Raw genomic sequence first — 16,018 nt, 5'->3', positions numbered from 1 at the left:
GACAGCGATGATGTCGACGGGGTGGGCAGGCACGACCGCCGGCCCTCACCCCTGCCCTCTCCCGCAAGCGGGAGAGGGAGTCGAAGCGACGAGGCGGTCGCAGGGGGCGCTGCGACTGGGGGGATCGCTGCGGTCGACGCGTGGCTCGATGAGAAGGGATGGACCCCGTTTCCGTTCCAGCGGCGCGTCTGGGAAGCGATCGCGCGCGGCCGCAACGGACTGCTGCATTCGAGCACCGGCAGCGGCAAGACGCTGGCGGTGTGGCTGGGGGCGCTCGCGGCGCTCCGGGATGGGGTCGGCGCCGAGGCGCGCGTTCATGGCGGCAAGGCCGTCGCGCCGCCGCTGACGGTGCTCTGGATCACGCCGATGCGCGCGTTGGCTGCCGACACGCTGCGCGCGCTGGAGGCGCCGATGGCGGCGCTGTGTCCCGGGTGGACCGCCGCGCTGCGCAGCGGAGACACGACCTCGGCGCAGCGCGCCGCGCAGGACCGGCGTCTGCCGACGGTGCTCGTGACGACCCCGGAGAGCCTGTCGCTGCTGCTGTCGCGGGCGGATGCGCGCGATCAGCTCGGGCAGGTGCGGCTGGTCGTCGTCGACGAATGGCATGAGTTGATGGGGAACAAGCGCGGCGCGCAGACGCAGTTGGCGCTGGCGCGGCTGCGGCGGTTCGCTTCCGCTTACTCCCTCTCCCGCTTGCGGGAGAGGGCAGGGGTGAGGGCCAGCGGCCGCGGCAGTACGCTGATGACCTGGGGCTTGTCGGCCACGCTGGGCAATCTCGACGAGGCCCTGCGGACCTTGCAAGGCACCGCGACCACCGACGCCGACGCGGTGATCGTTCAAGGCGAGACCGACAAGACCCTGGTCATCGACACGCTGCTGCCCGAGACCGCCGAGCGTTTCGCCTGGGCGGGCCACATGGGCCTGCGCATGCTGCCGCAGGTGGTCGAGGCGATCGAGTCCAGCGAGAGCTGCCTGGTCTTCACCAACATGCGCTCGCAGGCCGAGCGCTGGTATCGCGCGCTGCTGGAGGCGCGTCCCGACTGGGCCGGCGTGCTGGCGCTGCACCACGGCTCGCTGGACCGCGAGGTGCGCGAGTGGGTCGAGCTCGGCCTGAAGGAAGGCCGCGTGAAAGCCGCGGTCTGCACGTCCAGCCTGGACCTGGGCGTGGACTTCCTGCCGGTGGACCGCGTGCTGCAGATCGGCTCGGCCAAGGGCGTTGCGCGGCTGGTGCAGCGCGCGGGCCGCTCCGGCCACGCGCCGGGACGCCCGTCGCGGATCACGCTGGTGCCCACGCACAGCCTGGAGCTGGTCGAAGCCGCCGCCGCGCGCGAGGCCGTCCGCGCCGGCCGCATCGAGGCCCGGCACAGCCCGCGCGCGCCGCTGGACGTGCTGGTCCAGCACCTGGTCACCGTGGCGCTGGGCGGCGGCTTCCGGCCGGACGAGCTGCTCGCCGAGGTGCGCAGCACCGTCGCCTATGAAGAGCTGAGTATGGAGAACTGGCAGTGGTGCCTGGACTTCGTCCGCCAGGGTGGCCCGTCGCTGACGGCGTATCCGGACTACCACCGCGTCGTGCCCGACGAGGACGGCGTCTGGCGCGTGCCCGACGCGCGTCTGGCCCGCCGCCACCGCGTCAACATCGGCACCATCGTCAGCGACGCGTCGATCAGCGTGCAGTACCTGAGCGGCGGAAAACTCGGCAGCGTCGAAGAAGGCTTCATCGCGCGCCTGAAACCCGGCGACGCGTTCATGTTCAGCGGCCGGCTGCTGGAGCTGGTGCGCGTCGAGCAGATGACGGCGCTGGTGCGGCGCGCGACGGCCGGACGCGCCGCCTTGCCGCGCTGGAACGGCGGCCGCATGCCGCTGTCGAGCACGCTCGCCGACGCCGTGTTGCGCGAGCTGGCCGACGCCGACGCGGGCCGCTTCGACTCCCCCGAAATGCAATGCGTGCGGCCGCTGATCGACATCCAGCGGCGCTGGTCCGGCGTGCCGGGCCCCGACGTGCTGGTGGCGGAGACGCTGAAATCGCGCGAAGGCTGGCATCTCTTCCTCTATCCCTTCGCCGGACGGCAGGTGCATCTGGGCCTGGCCGGGCTGATCGCGTGGCGCGCGGCGCAGCCGGAGACCGGCACCTTCTCGATCGCGCTGAACGACTACGGCATCGAGCTGCTCAGCGCCAAGGCGATCGACTGGGCGGAGCGTCTGCCCGCGTTGCTGACGCTGCCGCCGATGGAGGACCTGCTGCGCGAGGTGCTCGCCAGCCTGAACGCGACGGAGCTCGCACGGCGGCGCTTCCGCGAGATCGCGCGCATCGCCGGCCTGATCTTCCAGAGCCACCCCGGCGAGCGTCGCAGCAACCGGCAGCTGCAGGCCTCGGCGACCTTGTTCTTCGAGGTGTTCCAGCAGCATGATCCGGACAACCGGCTGCTGGCGCAGGCGCAGCAGGAGCTGCTCACGCAGGAACTCGACGTGCGCCACCTCGCCTCGGCGCTGGACCGCATGGGCCGGCAGACCCTGCAGGTCCACGCGCTGAAGAAGCCGACGCCGCTGGCGTTTCCGTTGATGGTGGAGCGCTTCCGCGAGAAGCTCAGCAACGAGTCGCTCGGCGACCGCATCGCGCGGATGGTGTCGGAACTGGAGCGCAGCGCCGGCGGCGACGCGGTCGGCACCGCGCGCGAGCCGGCGGAGCGGGCGTTGGCGGTGTTCGCGAAGAAGGACTCGCCGCAGTTCGCGATTCAAGCGGACGAGGCCGTGGCGTCGGTGCGGGATTCGCTCGCGCTGGAGACGCGCGGCGAGGCGCCCGCCAGGCGGCGCGAGGCCGGTGGGCGGAGAAGGCGATGATCTGATGACGAGGCGCGCGGGGACGATGAGGAAGAGGCGATGACGGCGACGACCACGTACGGCGATCAGCCGCCCGGCGCGCTCGCGATGACGCTCGCCGGCGAGCGCGTCTGGCTGCTGCCCGAGCGCGCGCTGTGGTGGCCTGCGACGCGCACGCTCTTCGTCGCCGACGTGCACCTGGGCAAGGCGGCGAGCTTCCGCGCGCTGGGTCAGCCCGTGCCGTCGGGCACGACACGCGACAACCTCGACCGCCTGAGTGCCTTGATCGACGAGCGGTGTGCGGAGCGGCTCGTCGTGCTCGGCGACTTCCTGCATGCGGCTGCGGCGCAGCAGCCGCTGGTGCTGGATCCCGCGCATGTCTGGCGCGAGCGGCACGCGGACGTCGCCTGCCTGCTGATCCGCGGCAACCACGACAGCCGCGCGGGCGATCCGCCGCCGTCGCTGCGCTTCGAGATCGTCGACGAGCCTCATGCGATGGGCCCGTTCGCGGCTTGCCACCATCCGCGCCGCATCGCCGATGCCTACGTGCTGGCGGGGCATCTGCATCCGGCGACGACCTTGCACGGCCGCGCGCACGAGCGTCACCGGCTGCCGTGTTTCGCCGAATCCGAGGGGTTGATGATCCTGCCCGCTTTCGGTGCGTTCACGGGCACGACGCAGGCGGGTTTGCCGGAGGCATCTCGCTGTCACGCCGTGGGAGGCGGAGCGGTCTGGCTGCAGGAGGTTTCGCCTTTGACGCGGCGCCGATTTGGGATGCGCCGCTAGGCGCAAACCGGAGCCATAGCCCAGCTATGGCGAGGATTTGCAACGACGCGGGGCGCCCAAAGCGGCGCCGCGTCAGAGGTGAAACCCGCCGACGTCGGTGTGGAAGTCGCCGATCTCGGTCCATTCGTTCAGATCGGCCGGTACCGCGAAGCGCGCGGACAGCGCCTTGGCGGCTTCCTCGGCCGACGCAAAGGAATCCCCCCACGGCATGCTGTCGTGTTTCACGCGCCAGCGCCGCGAGAGTCGCGGCTTGATGGTGAACGTGCCGTCCAGGCTCTGGAACACGTATGAGACGGTATCGAGATCCATGCTGAGCTCCGGGTCGTCTCCGGAAACGTTGACCCTAGCGCATCGAGCGGCAACTGTCATGCCCGAGTCGCGGATGGGAGGGACGGTCGGCATCCGCCCAACCTTGCCCCGGGAACGCGCCCGGCGGCACGTCGCTTGCCGCCTAGCCCCTCAATGACTCATCCCTGGCGATTCTTCAGGGCGGGCGGCGCGGATCAAGCGCGCATGAGCTCCGCCGACGACCTCCTCCACCTGCGCGACCTCGACCAGAAACGCTGGGTCGCGCTGGCCTGTCCGACCCGAGGCCTGGAATTCGATGAACGCACCCTCGACCTGATCGATCTCGACCGCGACGGCCGCATCCGCGCGCCCGAACTGATCGCCGCCTGCGAGTGGGCCGGTGCACGATTGAAGGACTGGCAGCCGCTGCTGCGCGGCGAAGCGCGGCTGTCGCCCGACTCGCTGGCCGACACGGACGAAGGCCGCGCGCTGGCGGAGGAACTTCAGCGCACGCTGGCGCTGACGGGACACGCGGGGCAGTCCGACATCGGTCTGGACGAGATCCGCGAGCGCCAGTCCCACCTCGCCGCCGAGCGGCACAACGGCGACGGCATCGTGCCGGTGGCCTCGATCGAGGACGCCGCGGATCGCGTGCTCGCGCAGCGCATCGGCGAGGCCATGGGCACCGTCGCCGACGCGGGCGGCCAGCCCGGCATCGACGAGACCCGGATCAAGGCCTTCTTCGAACAGGCGTCCGCGCTGCTGGCCTGGCACCGCGAGGGCGAGGCCGAAGCCGGCTGCGCGGGACGCCGCGCCGCAGCGATGGCGGTGCAGGCGGTGCACGACAAGGTCGAGGACTTCTTCGCGCGCTGCCGGCTCGCGAGCTACGACGCGTCCGCCGCGGCGACGCTCAACGCGACCGATCCCGAGCAGCTGAAGGCGCATGCGACCGGACTGCTGTCGCTGGAAGCCGGCGTGCTCAGGCAGATGCCCATCGCGCCGGTCTCGCCGGGCGCGGCGCTGCCCTTGGACGATCGCGCCAATCCCGCCTGGCGCGGGGCGCTCGCCGCCTTGCGCGCGCAGGCCTTGACGTCGGACTTCGGCGACAGCCTCGACGAACGCGACTGGCTGGCCTTGAAGGACGAGGTGCGCGCCTGCCGGGAGTGGCTGAGGCGCCAGCCGTCCGGTCCGGTCGCCGCGATCGGCGTGGACGTCGTGGCCGCGCTGGCCGCGACGCAACCGGGCGGACAGCTCGACGAGGTGCGCGCGCGCCTGTTGAAGCAGGTGGAGGACGACCGCGCCGCCGCGCCGCGTCATGCCGCGCTCAACGACCTCGAGAAGCTGCTGCTGCTCCAGCGCGGCCTGCTGCGCCTGGCGCGCAACTTCGTGTCCTTCGAGGATTTCTACGAGGGCCGCGGCGCGGTGTTCCAGGCTGGCACGCTGTTCGTCGACGGCCGCGCGTGCGAGCTGACCGTCGACGTCGCCGATCCCGCGCGGCACGCGCCGGTCGCGGGTCTGGCGAAGGCTTACCTCGCCTACTGCGAGTGCGTGCGCCTCAACCAGAAGCGCACCATCGTCGCGGTGGTCAGCGCGGGCGATGTCGACTTCCTCTTCGTCGGACGCAACGGGCTCTTCTACGATCGCGACGGCCACGACTGGGACGCGCGCATCGTGAAGGTGATCGAGAACCCGATCAGCGTCGGCCAGGCCTTCCTCTCGCCGTACAAGAAACTGGTGCGGCTGGTGGAGGACCAGGTCGCCAAACGCGCCGCGGCGAGCGACTCGACGCAGCAAGGGCGCATGGGTCAGCTCGCGGGGCGCATCGCGACGGCGGATCAGCCGGGCACGGCGTCCGCCGTCGCGCCAGCGGCGACAGCCGGCGCGGTGGGCGCCGTCGGCGCTACAGGAACGCCGGGCACGCCGGGCACGACGGGCGTCGGCCTGCCGGGACTCGGCGTTCCCGGGCGGCGCGTGGACGTCGGCACCGTCGCGGCGATCGGCGTCGCGCTCGGCAGCATCAGCACGGTCATCGTCGGCGTGTTCGGGCGCTTCGTGGACCTCGGCTGGTGGATCCCGCTGGCGGTGCTGGGCATCGTGCTGTCGATCTCCGGACCGAGCATGCTGATCGCCTGGCTCAAGCTGCGTCAGCGCAGCCTCGGCCCCATCCTGGACGCCAGCGGCTGGGCCATCAACAACCGGATGAAGCTGAGCACCAAACTCGGTACCGCGTTGACGAAACGCCCGCGCCCGGTGCCGCATGCGGTCAAGCTGAGCGCTCCCGGTCACCGTCCTCTTGCGGGCGGTCCCGCGGGGCATCCGCCTTCCGGTCCTCGTCCCGCCGGGGATGCGGCCGGGTGAACAGGGGCAGCACCGCCAGGATCAACAGCGCCAGCAGCATGCTGAAGACGGCCGTGGCCTCGCGGCCCAGGCCGCAGGCGATGCCGATGGCGGCGGTCATCCAGATGCTGGCGGCGGTGGTCAGGCCGTGGACCTGTTCCTCGTCCTTGAGCTTGAGGATGGCGCCCGCGCCCAGGAAACCGATGCCGGCGATGACGCCCTGCAGCACGCGGCTCATGTCGGCCAGCGCCATGCCGCCCTGCTGCGGCACCAGCACGAAGAGCGCCGCCCCCAGCGACACCAGCATGTGGGTGCGGATGCCCGCGGCCTTGCCGTGGTGCTCGCGTTCGTAGCCGAGGATGCCGCCCAGCACCGCCGCCAGCAGCAGGCGCACGGCGATGCGCGTGATCTGCGCGACGTCGGGGACGTCGGAGAACTCGGCGCGCACGGTGGCGACGACTTCGTCCGTCCAACTGCTCATGTCGACTCCTTCTCGCTCGGCTTCGCGACCGGGCCGGTGCGCGCGCCGTCGGCCAGCTTCGCTTCGATCGTCGTTTCAGTGGTCGCTTCAATCCTGGTTTCAAGCGCCTTCTCAAGCGCCGCCTCCCGCGCGGCTTCCGCCTCCGCCTCCACCGCGTCGAAATCGTAGCCCTCGGCGGGATGCAGCTGCCACGCGCCGCCGCCGGTCAGGCGCAGCACGTGCGTGTGGTGCTGCAGCACCGCGTGGCGGTGGGCGATGCTCACCAGCGTGACGCCGTCGCGGCACAGGCGCTCGTAGAGTCGACGCTCGTTGCAGCCGTCCAGCGCGCTGGTGGCCTCGTCGAGGATGACCATCTTCGGCGTGCGCACCAGCACCCGCGCGAAGGCCAGCCGCTGCTGCTCGCCCATGGACAGCAGCTTCTCCCAGTCGTGCGAGGCGTCCAGCCCGCCGACGCGCTCGGCGAGCTCGGGCAGGCAGACCTCGTCGAGGATGGCGCGCAGCGCGTCGTCGTCGAGCTCGGTGCTCGTGTCCGGATAGATCATCTGGCTGCGCAGCGTGCCGGGCTGCAGGTAGGGGCGCTGCGGCAGGAAGAACACGTCTTCCAGCGGCGGATGCTCGATGGTGCCTTCGCCGCTGCGCCACAGGCCGGCGATCGCGCGCAGCAGCGAGCTCTTGCCGCAGCCGCTCACGCCGGTGATCAGCAGGCTCTCGCCGGGCTGGAGCGCGACGTCGAGCTTCTCCACCAGCAGGCGGTCGAACTGCGGCGTGTAGAGCGTGAGCTCGCGCAGCGCGAGCTGGTCGGCGTGTTTCGTCGCGATCTTCTCGCGCGCGCGTTCGTCGCGGGGCTTGCGCTTGTGCATGACCTCGGAGAGCGCGTGCAGCCGGTCGATGCCGGCGACGAAGCGGCTCAGGCTCTCGAAGTTGTCGACGATCAGCGAGACCGCCGTCAGCACCGCGGCGAAGGCGCCCGCGGCCTGCACGGCGGCGCCGACCTCCAGATCGCCCGAGAGCACGCGTTCGGCCAGGATCACCGCCGGCACGACCAGCGTCAGCTGGCTGAAGCCGCGCTGGAACAGGTTGAGCGCGCGCTGCTTGCGGATCAGCTTCCAGTAGTTCTGGTAGACGGACTCGAAGCGGCCTTCGATGTGGGCGCGCTCCTGCGGCTCGCCGCGGTAGAAGGCGATGGATTCGGCGTTCTCGCGCAGCCGCATGAGCCCGAAGCGGAAGTCGGCCTCGCGGCGCAGCTGCCAGAAGTTCAGCTGGATCAGCGGCGAGCCGAAGACGTAGAGCGCGAGGAAGGTGCCCACGGTCGCGTAGACGACGAGGAAGGCCACCAGCAGCTTGGAAAGCGACCACAGCACGGCGCAGAAGGCCACCAGCTGCATCGCCGAGCCCAGCATCAGCAGCATGAAGTGGGTGGAGCGGCCGGTGAAGGTGTTGATGTCCTCGGAGATGCGCTGGTCGGGGTTGTCGATGTCGGCGGCGCCGCCGGTGGTGCCGGCGCCGATCTCGTAGTACTTGCGGCCGTCGAGGTAGCCGTCGAGGAACCTGCCGGTGAGCCAGCGCCGCCAGTGGTTGGAGAAGGCGTCGCGCATGTAGTAGTAGAAGGCGTACACCGGCACCGCGAAGCCCAGCACGATGAGGCTGTCGCGCACGGCGAGCCAGAAGCGCGAGTGGTTGCGCTCGGCGAGCGCGGAGGTCATTTCGCCGGTCTTGTCGTTGAGCAGGACGGCGAGCTGCGTCTCGCACAGCATCAGCACGATCATGAGCAGCAGCAGCCCCCAGGCGGCCTTGCGCTGGTCGCCGAGCCAGTAGGGCCTGGCGATCTGCATGAACTGGCGCCAGGCGGCCGCGGACAGGCGGGGAGGGCGGCGTCGCCGGGCCTTCTTGGGCGCGGCGGGAGGCGCGGACGGCGGCAGGTCCGTCGCAGGAGAGGAGGAGTGAACCATGAGGGCTGGACCCAGTCTGCCGATATGGCTAGACAGTAGCTCCGGTGGCTCATGGGGCGGGTAGGACGCGGCCTACTGCGGGTGACGGAGGGAGGCGCGAACGAGGCTCCCTCCGGGGCGCTCTCATTCCCTTCGGAACTTCTCGAAGCTTGCCTCCATCTTCGCTTCGAGCTTCTCCACTTTCGCATTGAGCTTCGCTTCGAGCTTCTCGATCTTTGCATCGAGCTTCTCGAGTATTGCAGAGTGATCATCGAGCCGGTACACGACGAGGGCGAAGTTGAATTGCTGCTGCGGTTGCGGCGATTGCTGCGGCAGCAAGGTGACGTTGGTGGTCTGTGCGGTATCGGGATGCATGCGTCGACTCCTGGACTTTTTCAGGTGAGAGACGTGTTGAAACGAGCGGCTCAGGCGGCGTCACGGCATGAGCTTCGACACCGCGTACGCGAGGCTGCCGGCGGCGGCGGACGAGCTGAGCGCGGCGCGGGCGCACCACTTGAGCAGCCGGAGGTCCGAGGCCTGGCCGCTCATCTTGATGCGATCGTCGACGGTGGCGACCGCGGACGCCATCAGCTCCTTCACGTCGATCTTCGTGCGGGCCAGCATCGCGTCGAAGTCTTCGCGCGACTTCTCGCGCATCTTCTGAAGCTCGTCTTTGAAATCGGCACGGGCTTTGCTGAGGTCGGCCCTGAACTCCTCTCGGGATGCATTGAGATCGGCCTTGAATTCAGCGCGACAGCTGGCGAACTCCTTGGCGGACTCCAAGCGTTGATCGGCGAGTTCCTTCTTGAAGATCTCCTGATTCTTCTTGAAGTCCTCCTGATCTTTCCGGATGAGGGCGAAGCCTTCATGCATCTCCTGGCGGAGCTTGTGAGTCTCGGCGGAGAGCAGGTCGAGCCGATACATCACATGATGGAGATCGGGCTGGGCGTTCGGAACCTGCGTGACGTTCGTGATCTGAGGGGACTGAGGGTGCATGCGGCTACTCCTGGACATGCGGTGAGAGGAGCCGCAGATGCTAGGAGTGATCGGCCACAAGAGGCGTGGCGCGAATGCCGAATCTGATGGTTGTTTGACCAGCCTCAAAGAACCTGCTCGCGTCCCCCGCGAGGGGGATTACAGGCGCAATTTGGGGGGTCAGGCCGCGGCGATCTTCGCCAGCGACTTGCGGATCGCGGCCGCGTCGCGCAGTCGCTGCGCGGAGCCGTCGGCGTCCAGCAGGATGACCGTGATGGTCTGGCCGCCGCTCTTCATCCGCATCGCCAGGCAGCGCCCGGCTTCTTCGGTGTAGCCGGTCTTGGACAGGCGGATGTCCCAGCCCTTGGCGCCCACCAGGTGGTTGGTGTTGCGCAGCTCGCGCGGGCGGCCGTTGACCTCGACCGCGCTGGACTTGTCGCTGCTGATGCGTGCGATCACGGGGTACTTCGCCGCGGCGGCGGCGATGCGGGCGACCTCGGCGGCCGTCGAGGTGTTGTTGGGCGAGAGTCCCGTCGGGTCGGCCAGCGCCGTGTGCGACAGGCCCAGCGCGCGGATCTTGGCGACCACCGCCGCCTCGTAGGCGGGCATGCCGCCGGGGAAGTGGCGGGCCAGCGCCGACGCGGCCCGGTTCTCGGACGAGATCAGCGCCAGTTCCAGCGCGGCTTCCCGGCTCATCGTGGCGCCGACGCGCACGCGCGACTTGCTGTGCTTGAGGCGGTCGACGTCGGCGTCGTCGATCTTGATCTCCTCGTTCATGTCCTGCTTCGCGTCCAGCACCACCATCGCCGTCATCAGCTTGGTCAGCGAGGCGATGGGCACGACGGTGTCCGGTTCCTTGGACATCAGCACGCGTCCGCTGTCGTCGACCACCAGCATGTGGCGGGCGTTGACGGGGAGCTTCATCAGCGGCTCGTCGGACGGCGTCGGGGCGACGACCGTGTCCGGCGACTTGGCGATCAGGGGCGAGGATGCCGTCGGCGCCGGTGCGGAGGCGCCGGTCGGCGCGGGCGTCAGGACGCCGTTGGGACTGATCGCGGCCGTCGTGGGGGCGGTCGTCGGGACGACGACCTCGGGATCGTCGCTGGCGGCTTCCACGATCAGGCAGCCGCAGGTGAGGATCAGCGCCGGCAGCGCGAGCTTCCAGTTGGTGTGGGCGAGGGTGCGGAGAACGGTGTCGCGGATCGTCACGGCGGTCGGGCTGGGCTGGCGGGCTGGGTCCGGGAGGTGGTCCGGGAACTTGTCCGGAGATCATCCGGAAAGCGCGGGGTCAGGGTTTGACCGTCGCGAAGTTTAAGTTCTTCGCGGCGGAACGCCATCCGGGCTTGCCGTAACGTGCGTTACGCGCGTGCCGAAGGCATCGACATGAAGCGCGCGACGAACGTCCGCTTGAATCGACGGAGACTGGCTCGCCAGCCGGAATTCGATCGTGACGGGGGATCCAGTCGCCCCGATGGGGGAACTCAGTCCCAGGCCTTGCGCAGCTTCGCCGCGACGTCCATCGCCGGCTTCACCAGCTCCGGCAGCGGCGCCTGCGTCTGGTTGGCGGGGCCCACCTTCTCGAAGTGGCGCACCACCTTGCCGGGCAGGAAACGCGACACGCTCGCGTAGAGGTGCCGGTCGCCGTGGCGCGTCTGCTGCGTCACGTAGAAGCGCTGCGGCACCATCACCGCCAGGTGGTCCTTCGCCCGCGTCATCGCGACGTAGAGCAGCCGGCGCTCCTCCTCGATCTGCGCCTGCGCGCCGGTGCTCAGGTCCGACGGCATGCAGCCGTCCACGCAGTTCAGCAGGTACACCGCATTCCACTCCTGCCCCTTGGCTGAATGGATGGTCGACAGGATCAGGTAGTCCTCGTCCTTCAGCGGCACGCCCGACTCGTCGCTGCTCGCGTCGGGCGGATCCAGCGTCAGCTCGGTCAGGAAGCGCTCCCGCGACCCGTAGCCCTGCGCGATGCGCGTGATCTGCTCCAGGTCGGCGAGCCGCACCGGCGCGTCGTCGTACAGCCGCTCCAGATGCGGCGCGTACCACTGCACCGCTTCTTCGAGATCCAGCGGCCAACTGGCCCCCGAGATCAGCTGCAGCATGAGATCGCGCAAGGCCGTCCACGAGGCTGCCGCGGCACGCGGCGGCTCGAAGTCGCGCAGCGCCTGTCCGGGATCGGCGGCGGGCGACATGGCCTCGAGCAGCCGTCTCGCGCTTGCCGGTCCGAAGCCCGGCAGCAACTGCGCCACGCGGAAACCCGCCAGCCGACCGCGCGGGTTCTCCGCCCAGCGCAGCACGCTCAGCACGTCCTTCACATGGGTGCTCTCAAGGAATTTCAAACCGCCGAACTTGACGAACGGGATGTTGCGCCGCGTCAGCTCCAGCTCCAGCGGCGCCGCGTGGCTGGAGGTCCGGAACAGCACCGCCTGGCGCGTCAGCTTCAGACCCTGCTCGCGGCGTTCCAGCACCTTGTCCGCCACCCATTGCGCCTGCCGCGCCTCGTCGTCCACCGTCACCAGGTGCGGCAGCTCGCTGGACGCCTTGTCGGTCCACAGGCGCTTGTCGTGGCGTTCGCGCGCCATCGCGATCACGGCGTTGGAGGCGTCCAGGATGGGCTGCGTCGAGCGGTAGTTGCGCTCCAGCGCGACGACGCGCGCGGGTGGGTCGAACTGAGCCGGGAACTCCAGGATGTTCCTCACCTCCGCCGCGCGGAACGAGTAGATCGCCTGCGCATCGTCCCCCACCACCGTCAGCCGGTCGCCGCGCGGCTTGAGCCGCTTCAGGATCGTCGCCTGCAGCCGGTTGGTGTCCTGGTACTCGTCCACCAGCACGTGCTGGAAACGCTCGCCGAGCTCCGCCGCCAGCGCGTCGTCGCCCATCAGCTCCGACCAGTAGAGCAGCAGGTCGTCGTAGTCCAGCAGCTGCTGGTGCTGCTTCTCCTCGACGTAGGCCTTGAACAGGCGCTTGAGTTCGTCATGGACCGCGAAGCACCACGGGAAGTGCTCCTGCAGCACCTGGTCCAGCCGCGCCTCGCTGTTGACCACGCGCGAATAGATGTTGAGGCAGGTGCCCTTCAGCGGAAAGCGCTCGGTGGTCTCGGCCAGGCCGAGCGCCTGGCGCTGCAGGCCCATCAGGTCCTCGGCGTCGGCGCGGTCGAGGATGGTGAAGTTGGGCGCCAGGCCGATGCGATGGGCGTACTCGCGCAGCAGCCGCGCGCCCACGCTATGGAAGGTGCCGGCCCACGGGAAGCGTGGAGGAGCCTGCGTCGAGGCCAGGCCCAGCGCGCGATGCAGCACACGACCCGCGCGGCGTTCCATCTCGCCGGCGGCGCGGCGGGAGAAGGTCAGCAGCAGCAGGCGCTGGGGGTCGGCGCCGGACTGGATCAGGCGCGCCACGCGCGACGCCAGGGTCTTGGTCTTGCCGGAGCCGGCGCCAGCGATCACCAGCAACGGCCCGTGGCCCGATGTGCCTTCGTCCAGGCCGTGCTCGACGGCAGAGCGCTGCTCAGGATTCAGTTCGGCGAAGACATCGGTGGACATGGCGCTGGATCATAAGCTGTATGCAAACCCAGTCATTCCCCGCGTTCGCGGTAGGCGGAATGCGCCTTGCCCATGATGGGGCATGCTCCAGATCCTCGTCATCCTCAGCGCGCTGGCCATGCCTCTCGTGGCCTGGGCGTCGCAGCGCGGCGTCTTCGGCCCGGACAACGGCGCCATTTCCGACCGTTTCCCGACCTTGCTCGTCGCCGACGGCTACGCCTTCTCGATCTGGGGGGTGATCTTCCTGCTCGACCTGGTCTTCGCCGTGTGGCTGCTGCGCGGCCAGCCGGTGCCGGACCGGGAGGGTCACCGCGATTCCCACCGCTGCCACTGGCTGGTCGTCATCGGCTTCGGGCTGACCGCCAGCTGGATGATCGTGTTCTCCCAGCAGTGGTTCGGGCTGGCGCTGGCCGTCATCTGGGCGGCGCTGGCGAGCCTGCTGTGGGCGCTGATGCTCGTGGCACGAGCAATGCCTCGCGGCGCGCAGTCGTGGGTCGCCGTTTTCCCGTTGGCGCTGCATGCGGGCTGGTTGTCGCTGGCCGCGTTCCTGGACACCGCCCAGACCGTCGTCGCGGCGCAGGTGCTGCCGACGCAGGACCAGTTGCCCTGGACGCTGGTCCTGTGGGCGCTGGCCGCCTTGCTGCTGCTGGTCGCGAATGCGCGCCTGCACGCGCCGGGCACCGGCCCGGCGGCGCTCGGCTATGCCGGCGCCGCGGTCTGGGGCCTGATCGGCGTGTATGTGAAGCAGACCGCCTCGCCGATGTCAGGGTCCGACGGCTCCGCCTGGATCGCGCTGGCGCTGGCCGTGGTGCTCGTGGCGCAGACGATCTGGCTGCGGGTGAGGCCTCCCGGCCCCGCCCGCGGCATCACGCCAGACGGCGCTCGTCCTTCGCGTCGAACAGGTGGGCCGACTCCGCCCCCCATTGCAGGCGAACCGCGTCACCGACATTGAGGTGGGGATTGCCCGAGACGCGCGCCGTCATCGGGCCGCTGGGCGTGTCCACCAGCAGGTAGGTCTCGGGACCGGTGGGCTCGCTCATCTTCAGCACGCCGGGCATGCTGCCCGCGCCGCCGTCGGTGGTCTCGGCCAGCCGGATGTGTTCCGGACGCACGCCGTAGAGCACGCCGCCCGCCGCGTCGATCGAGGCCTGCTGCGCCGCGTTCACCGGCAGGGTCACGCCTTGCGCCGCCAGCGCGCCGCCGCCGTTGCGTTCCGCCTTGACGAAGTTCATCGTCGGCGAGCCGATGAACTCGGCCACGAAGCGGTTGGCCGGCCGCGTGTAGATCTCTTCCGGCGTGCCGAACTGCTGCACCAGACCGTCGCGCATCACCGCGATGCGGTCGCCCAGCGTCATCGCCTCGACCTGGTCGTGGGTGACGTAGACCGTCGTGGTCTTGGTGCGCTGATGCAGCAGCTTGATCTCGGCGCGCATCTCGATGCGCAGCTTCGCGTCCAGGTTGGACAGCGGCTCGTCGAACAGGAACAGCTTGGGATCGCGCGCCAGCGCGCGCCCCATCGCCACGCGCTGACGCTGGCCGCCCGACAGCTGGCCCGGCTTGCGGTCCAGCAGGTGGTCGATCTGCAGCATCTTCGCGACGCGCTGCACCGTGGTGTCGCGCTGCGCCTTCGGCACCTTGCGCATCTCCAGCCCGAAGGCGATGTTCTGCGCGACGTTCATGTTCGGATAGAGCGCGTAGCTCTGGAACACCATCGCGATGTCGCGGTCCTTGCTCGGCAGGTAGGTGACGTCCCGGTCGCCGATGTGGATGCTGCCCGAAGTCGGGTGCTCCAGGCCGGCGATCATCGCCAGCAGCGTCGACTTGCCGCAGCCCGACGGGCCGACCAGGATCAGGAACTCGCCGGCGTCGATCGACAGGTCGATGCCCTTGAGGATGTCGGCCGATCCGTAGCTCTTGCGGACTTGAGAAATGGCGAGCGCGCCCATGCTTGACTCCTCTTAACCCTTGACGGCGCCGGCGGTCAGCCCGCGCACGAAATACTTGCCCGCGACCACGTAGACCACGAGCGTCGGCAGTGCGGCGATCAGCGCCGCGGCCATGTCCACGTTGTATTCCTTGACCGAACTGGACGTGTTGGCCAGGTTGTTCAGCCCGACCGTGATCGGCTTGCTGTCGGCCCCGGAGAACACCACCCCGTACAGGAAGTCGTTCCAGATCGAGGTGAACTGCCAGATCAGCGTCACGACCAGGATGGGCGTGGACAGCGGCACCACGATGCGCCAGAAGATCTGGAAGAAGGAGGCGCCGTCCAGCGTCGCGGCCTTGATCAGTTCGTCGGGCAGGCCGGCGTAGTAGTTGCGGAAGAACAGCGTGGTGGACGGCATGCCGGCCAGGATGTGGACCAGGATCAGGCCCCACACCGAGCTGGCGATGCCCAGCGTGCCCAGCACCTGGCTCATCGGCAGCAGCACGACCTGCATCGGCATGAACACGCCGAAGAGCAGCAACCCGAACAGCAGTTCGCTGCCGCGGAAGCGCCACTTGGTCAGCACGTAGCCGTTGATCGCGCCCAGCGCGGTGGAGATCAGCACCGCCGGCACCACCATCAGCACCGAGTTCATGAAGAAGGGCTTCAATCCGCCGCAGTCGGTGCCGGTGCAGGCGCTGGTCCAGGCCTTGGACCAGGCCGCCAGCGACGGCGCCATCGGCACCGACAGCAGCGTGCCGTTGCGCACCTCGTCCATGCTCTTGAGCGAGGTGCTGACCATCACGTACAGCGGCAGCAGGAAGAAGAAGGCGAAGACCAGCAGCACGGCCCACAGCAGCAGGCGCTGCACGGTGAGGCTGCGGGATCCCCCCGAGGAGGGAGGACCGGAAGGGGAGGTGAGGGTACTCATGTCGCGGCG

At 69.5% G+C, this 16,018-nt stretch carries 13 protein-coding genes; 4 read left to right on the top strand and 9 right to left on the bottom strand.

All coding sequences use genetic code 11. From position 1 onward, the window contains the following. Positions 1-123: 123 nt before the first annotated feature. Positions 124-2,838: a ligase-associated DNA damage response DEXH box helicase gene (locus tag ACQZ13_RS19285; RefSeq protein WP_431053298.1), complete on the top strand. Its 2,715-nt coding sequence runs from the start codon at positions 124-126 to the stop codon at positions 2,836-2,838. Positions 2,839-2,877: 39 nt separating this feature from the next. Then, the gene (gene pdeM, locus ACQZ13_RS19280) at positions 2,878-3,603 is read left to right on the top strand and encodes a ligase-associated DNA damage response endonuclease PdeM (protein ID WP_431047199.1); all 726 of its coding nucleotides are present in this window, start codon (positions 2,878-2,880) and stop codon (positions 3,601-3,603) included. Between the two features lie 72 nt (positions 3,604-3,675). Here the strand turns inward: pdeM and ACQZ13_RS19275 are convergent, their stop codons facing one another. Further along, on the bottom strand, positions 3,676-3,912 hold the full coding sequence (locus ACQZ13_RS19275; protein WP_431047197.1) for a hypothetical protein: 237 nt from the start codon (positions 3,910-3,912) through the stop codon (positions 3,676-3,678). Positions 3,913-4,116: 204 nt separating this feature from the next. Here ACQZ13_RS19275 and ACQZ13_RS19270 point away from each other — a divergent pair, with 204 nt between their 5' ends. After that, positions 4,117-6,249 carry a hypothetical protein gene (locus ACQZ13_RS19270; protein ID WP_431047195.1) on the top strand — a complete coding sequence of 711 codons (2,133 nt, stop codon included), beginning with the start codon at positions 4,117-4,119 and terminating at the stop codon, positions 6,247-6,249. Here ACQZ13_RS19270 and ACQZ13_RS19265 read toward each other — a convergent pair. The 6 genes from ACQZ13_RS19265 to ACQZ13_RS19240 form a co-directional block, all read right to left on the bottom strand. Continuing rightward, entirely contained in the window at positions 6,155-6,709 is a 555-nt protein-coding gene (locus tag ACQZ13_RS19265) for an MgtC/SapB family protein (protein WP_431047193.1), read from the bottom strand. The genes ACQZ13_RS19270 and ACQZ13_RS19265 overlap by 95 nt on opposite strands. Further along, entirely contained in the window at positions 6,706-8,541 is a 1,836-nt protein-coding gene (locus ACQZ13_RS19260) for an ABC transporter ATP-binding protein/permease (protein ID WP_431053296.1), read from the bottom strand. Before ACQZ13_RS19260 ends, ACQZ13_RS19265 begins: the two co-directional genes overlap by 4 nt. 240 nt (positions 8,542-8,781) lie before the next feature. Further along, complete coding sequence (locus ACQZ13_RS19255; protein ID WP_431047191.1) at positions 8,782-9,012, bottom strand: hypothetical protein; 231 nt, start codon at positions 9,010-9,012, stop codon at positions 8,782-8,784. A 60-nt stretch (positions 9,013-9,072) separates the two neighbouring features. Continuing rightward, positions 9,073-9,561: a hypothetical protein gene (locus tag ACQZ13_RS19250; protein ID WP_431047189.1), complete on the bottom strand. Its 489-nt coding sequence runs from the start codon at positions 9,559-9,561 to the stop codon at positions 9,073-9,075. A 231-nt stretch (positions 9,562-9,792) separates the two neighbouring features. Then, positions 9,793-10,821, bottom strand: coding sequence for a serine hydrolase (locus tag ACQZ13_RS19245; protein ID WP_431047187.1), 1,029 nt, complete (start codon positions 10,819-10,821; stop codon positions 9,793-9,795). A gap of 272 nt (positions 10,822-11,093) precedes the next feature. Continuing rightward, positions 11,094-13,151: an ATP-dependent helicase gene (locus tag ACQZ13_RS19240; protein WP_431047185.1), complete on the bottom strand. Its 2,058-nt coding sequence runs from the start codon at positions 13,149-13,151 to the stop codon at positions 11,094-11,096. An 82-nt stretch (positions 13,152-13,233) separates the two neighbouring features. Here ACQZ13_RS19240 and ACQZ13_RS19235 point away from each other — a divergent pair, with 82 nt between their 5' ends. After that, entirely contained in the window at positions 13,234-14,103 is an 870-nt protein-coding gene (locus tag ACQZ13_RS19235) for a hypothetical protein (protein WP_431047183.1), read from the top strand. Here ACQZ13_RS19235 and ACQZ13_RS19230 read toward each other — a convergent pair. Next, positions 14,018-15,097, bottom strand: a complete 1,080-nt coding sequence (locus ACQZ13_RS19230) for an ABC transporter ATP-binding protein (RefSeq protein ID WP_431047181.1) — start codon at positions 15,095-15,097, stop codon at positions 14,018-14,020. The two genes, ACQZ13_RS19235 and ACQZ13_RS19230, sit on opposite strands and share 86 nt — an antisense overlap. Before the next feature lie 12 nt (positions 15,098-15,109). Further along, entirely contained in the window at positions 15,110-16,009 is a 900-nt protein-coding gene (locus ACQZ13_RS19225; protein ID WP_431047179.1) for a carbohydrate ABC transporter permease, read from the bottom strand. Between the last annotated feature and the right edge of the window lie 9 nt (positions 16,010-16,018).

Source organism: Roseateles sp. L2-2, assembly GCF_050613215.1.
In the GTDB taxonomy this organism is placed as follows: domain Bacteria; phylum Pseudomonadota; class Gammaproteobacteria; order Burkholderiales; family Burkholderiaceae_C; genus Roseateles; species Roseateles noduli.
The sequence above is the reverse complement of the archived record's forward strand: the minus strand, read 5'-3'. Positions and strand labels throughout refer to the sequence as shown.

Coding starts and splice junctions, on each gene's coding strand:
- ACQZ13_RS19275 (WP_431047197.1), bottom strand. CDS start 3,912: ATGGATCTCGATACCGTCTCATACGTGTTCCAGAGCCTGGACGGCACG.
- pdeM (WP_431047199.1), top strand. CDS start 2,878: ATGACGGCGACGACCACGTACGGCGATCAGCCGCCCGGCGCGCTCGCG.
- ACQZ13_RS19225 (WP_431047179.1), bottom strand. CDS start 16,009: ATGAGTACCCTCACCTCCCCTTCCGGTCCTCCCTCCTCGGGGGGATCC.
- ACQZ13_RS19250 (WP_431047189.1), bottom strand. CDS start 9,561: ATGTATCGGCTCGACCTGCTCTCCGCCGAGACTCACAAGCTCCGCCAG.
- ACQZ13_RS19270 (WP_431047195.1), top strand. CDS start 4,117: ATGAGCTCCGCCGACGACCTCCTCCACCTGCGCGACCTCGACCAGAAA.
- ACQZ13_RS19240 (WP_431047185.1), bottom strand. CDS start 13,151: ATGTCCACCGATGTCTTCGCCGAACTGAATCCTGAGCAGCGCTCTGCC.
- ACQZ13_RS19255 (WP_431047191.1), bottom strand. CDS start 9,012: ATGCATCCCGATACCGCACAGACCACCAACGTCACCTTGCTGCCGCAG.
- ACQZ13_RS19265 (WP_431047193.1), bottom strand. CDS start 6,709: ATGAGCAGTTGGACGGACGAAGTCGTCGCCACCGTGCGCGCCGAGTTC.
- ACQZ13_RS19230 (WP_431047181.1), bottom strand. CDS start 15,097: ATGGGCGCGCTCGCCATTTCTCAAGTCCGCAAGAGCTACGGATCGGCC.
- ACQZ13_RS19235 (WP_431047183.1), top strand. CDS start 13,234: ATGCTCCAGATCCTCGTCATCCTCAGCGCGCTGGCCATGCCTCTCGTG.
- ACQZ13_RS19260 (WP_431053296.1), bottom strand. CDS start 8,541: ATGCAGATCGCCAGGCCCTACTGGCTCGGCGACCAGCGCAAGGCCGCC.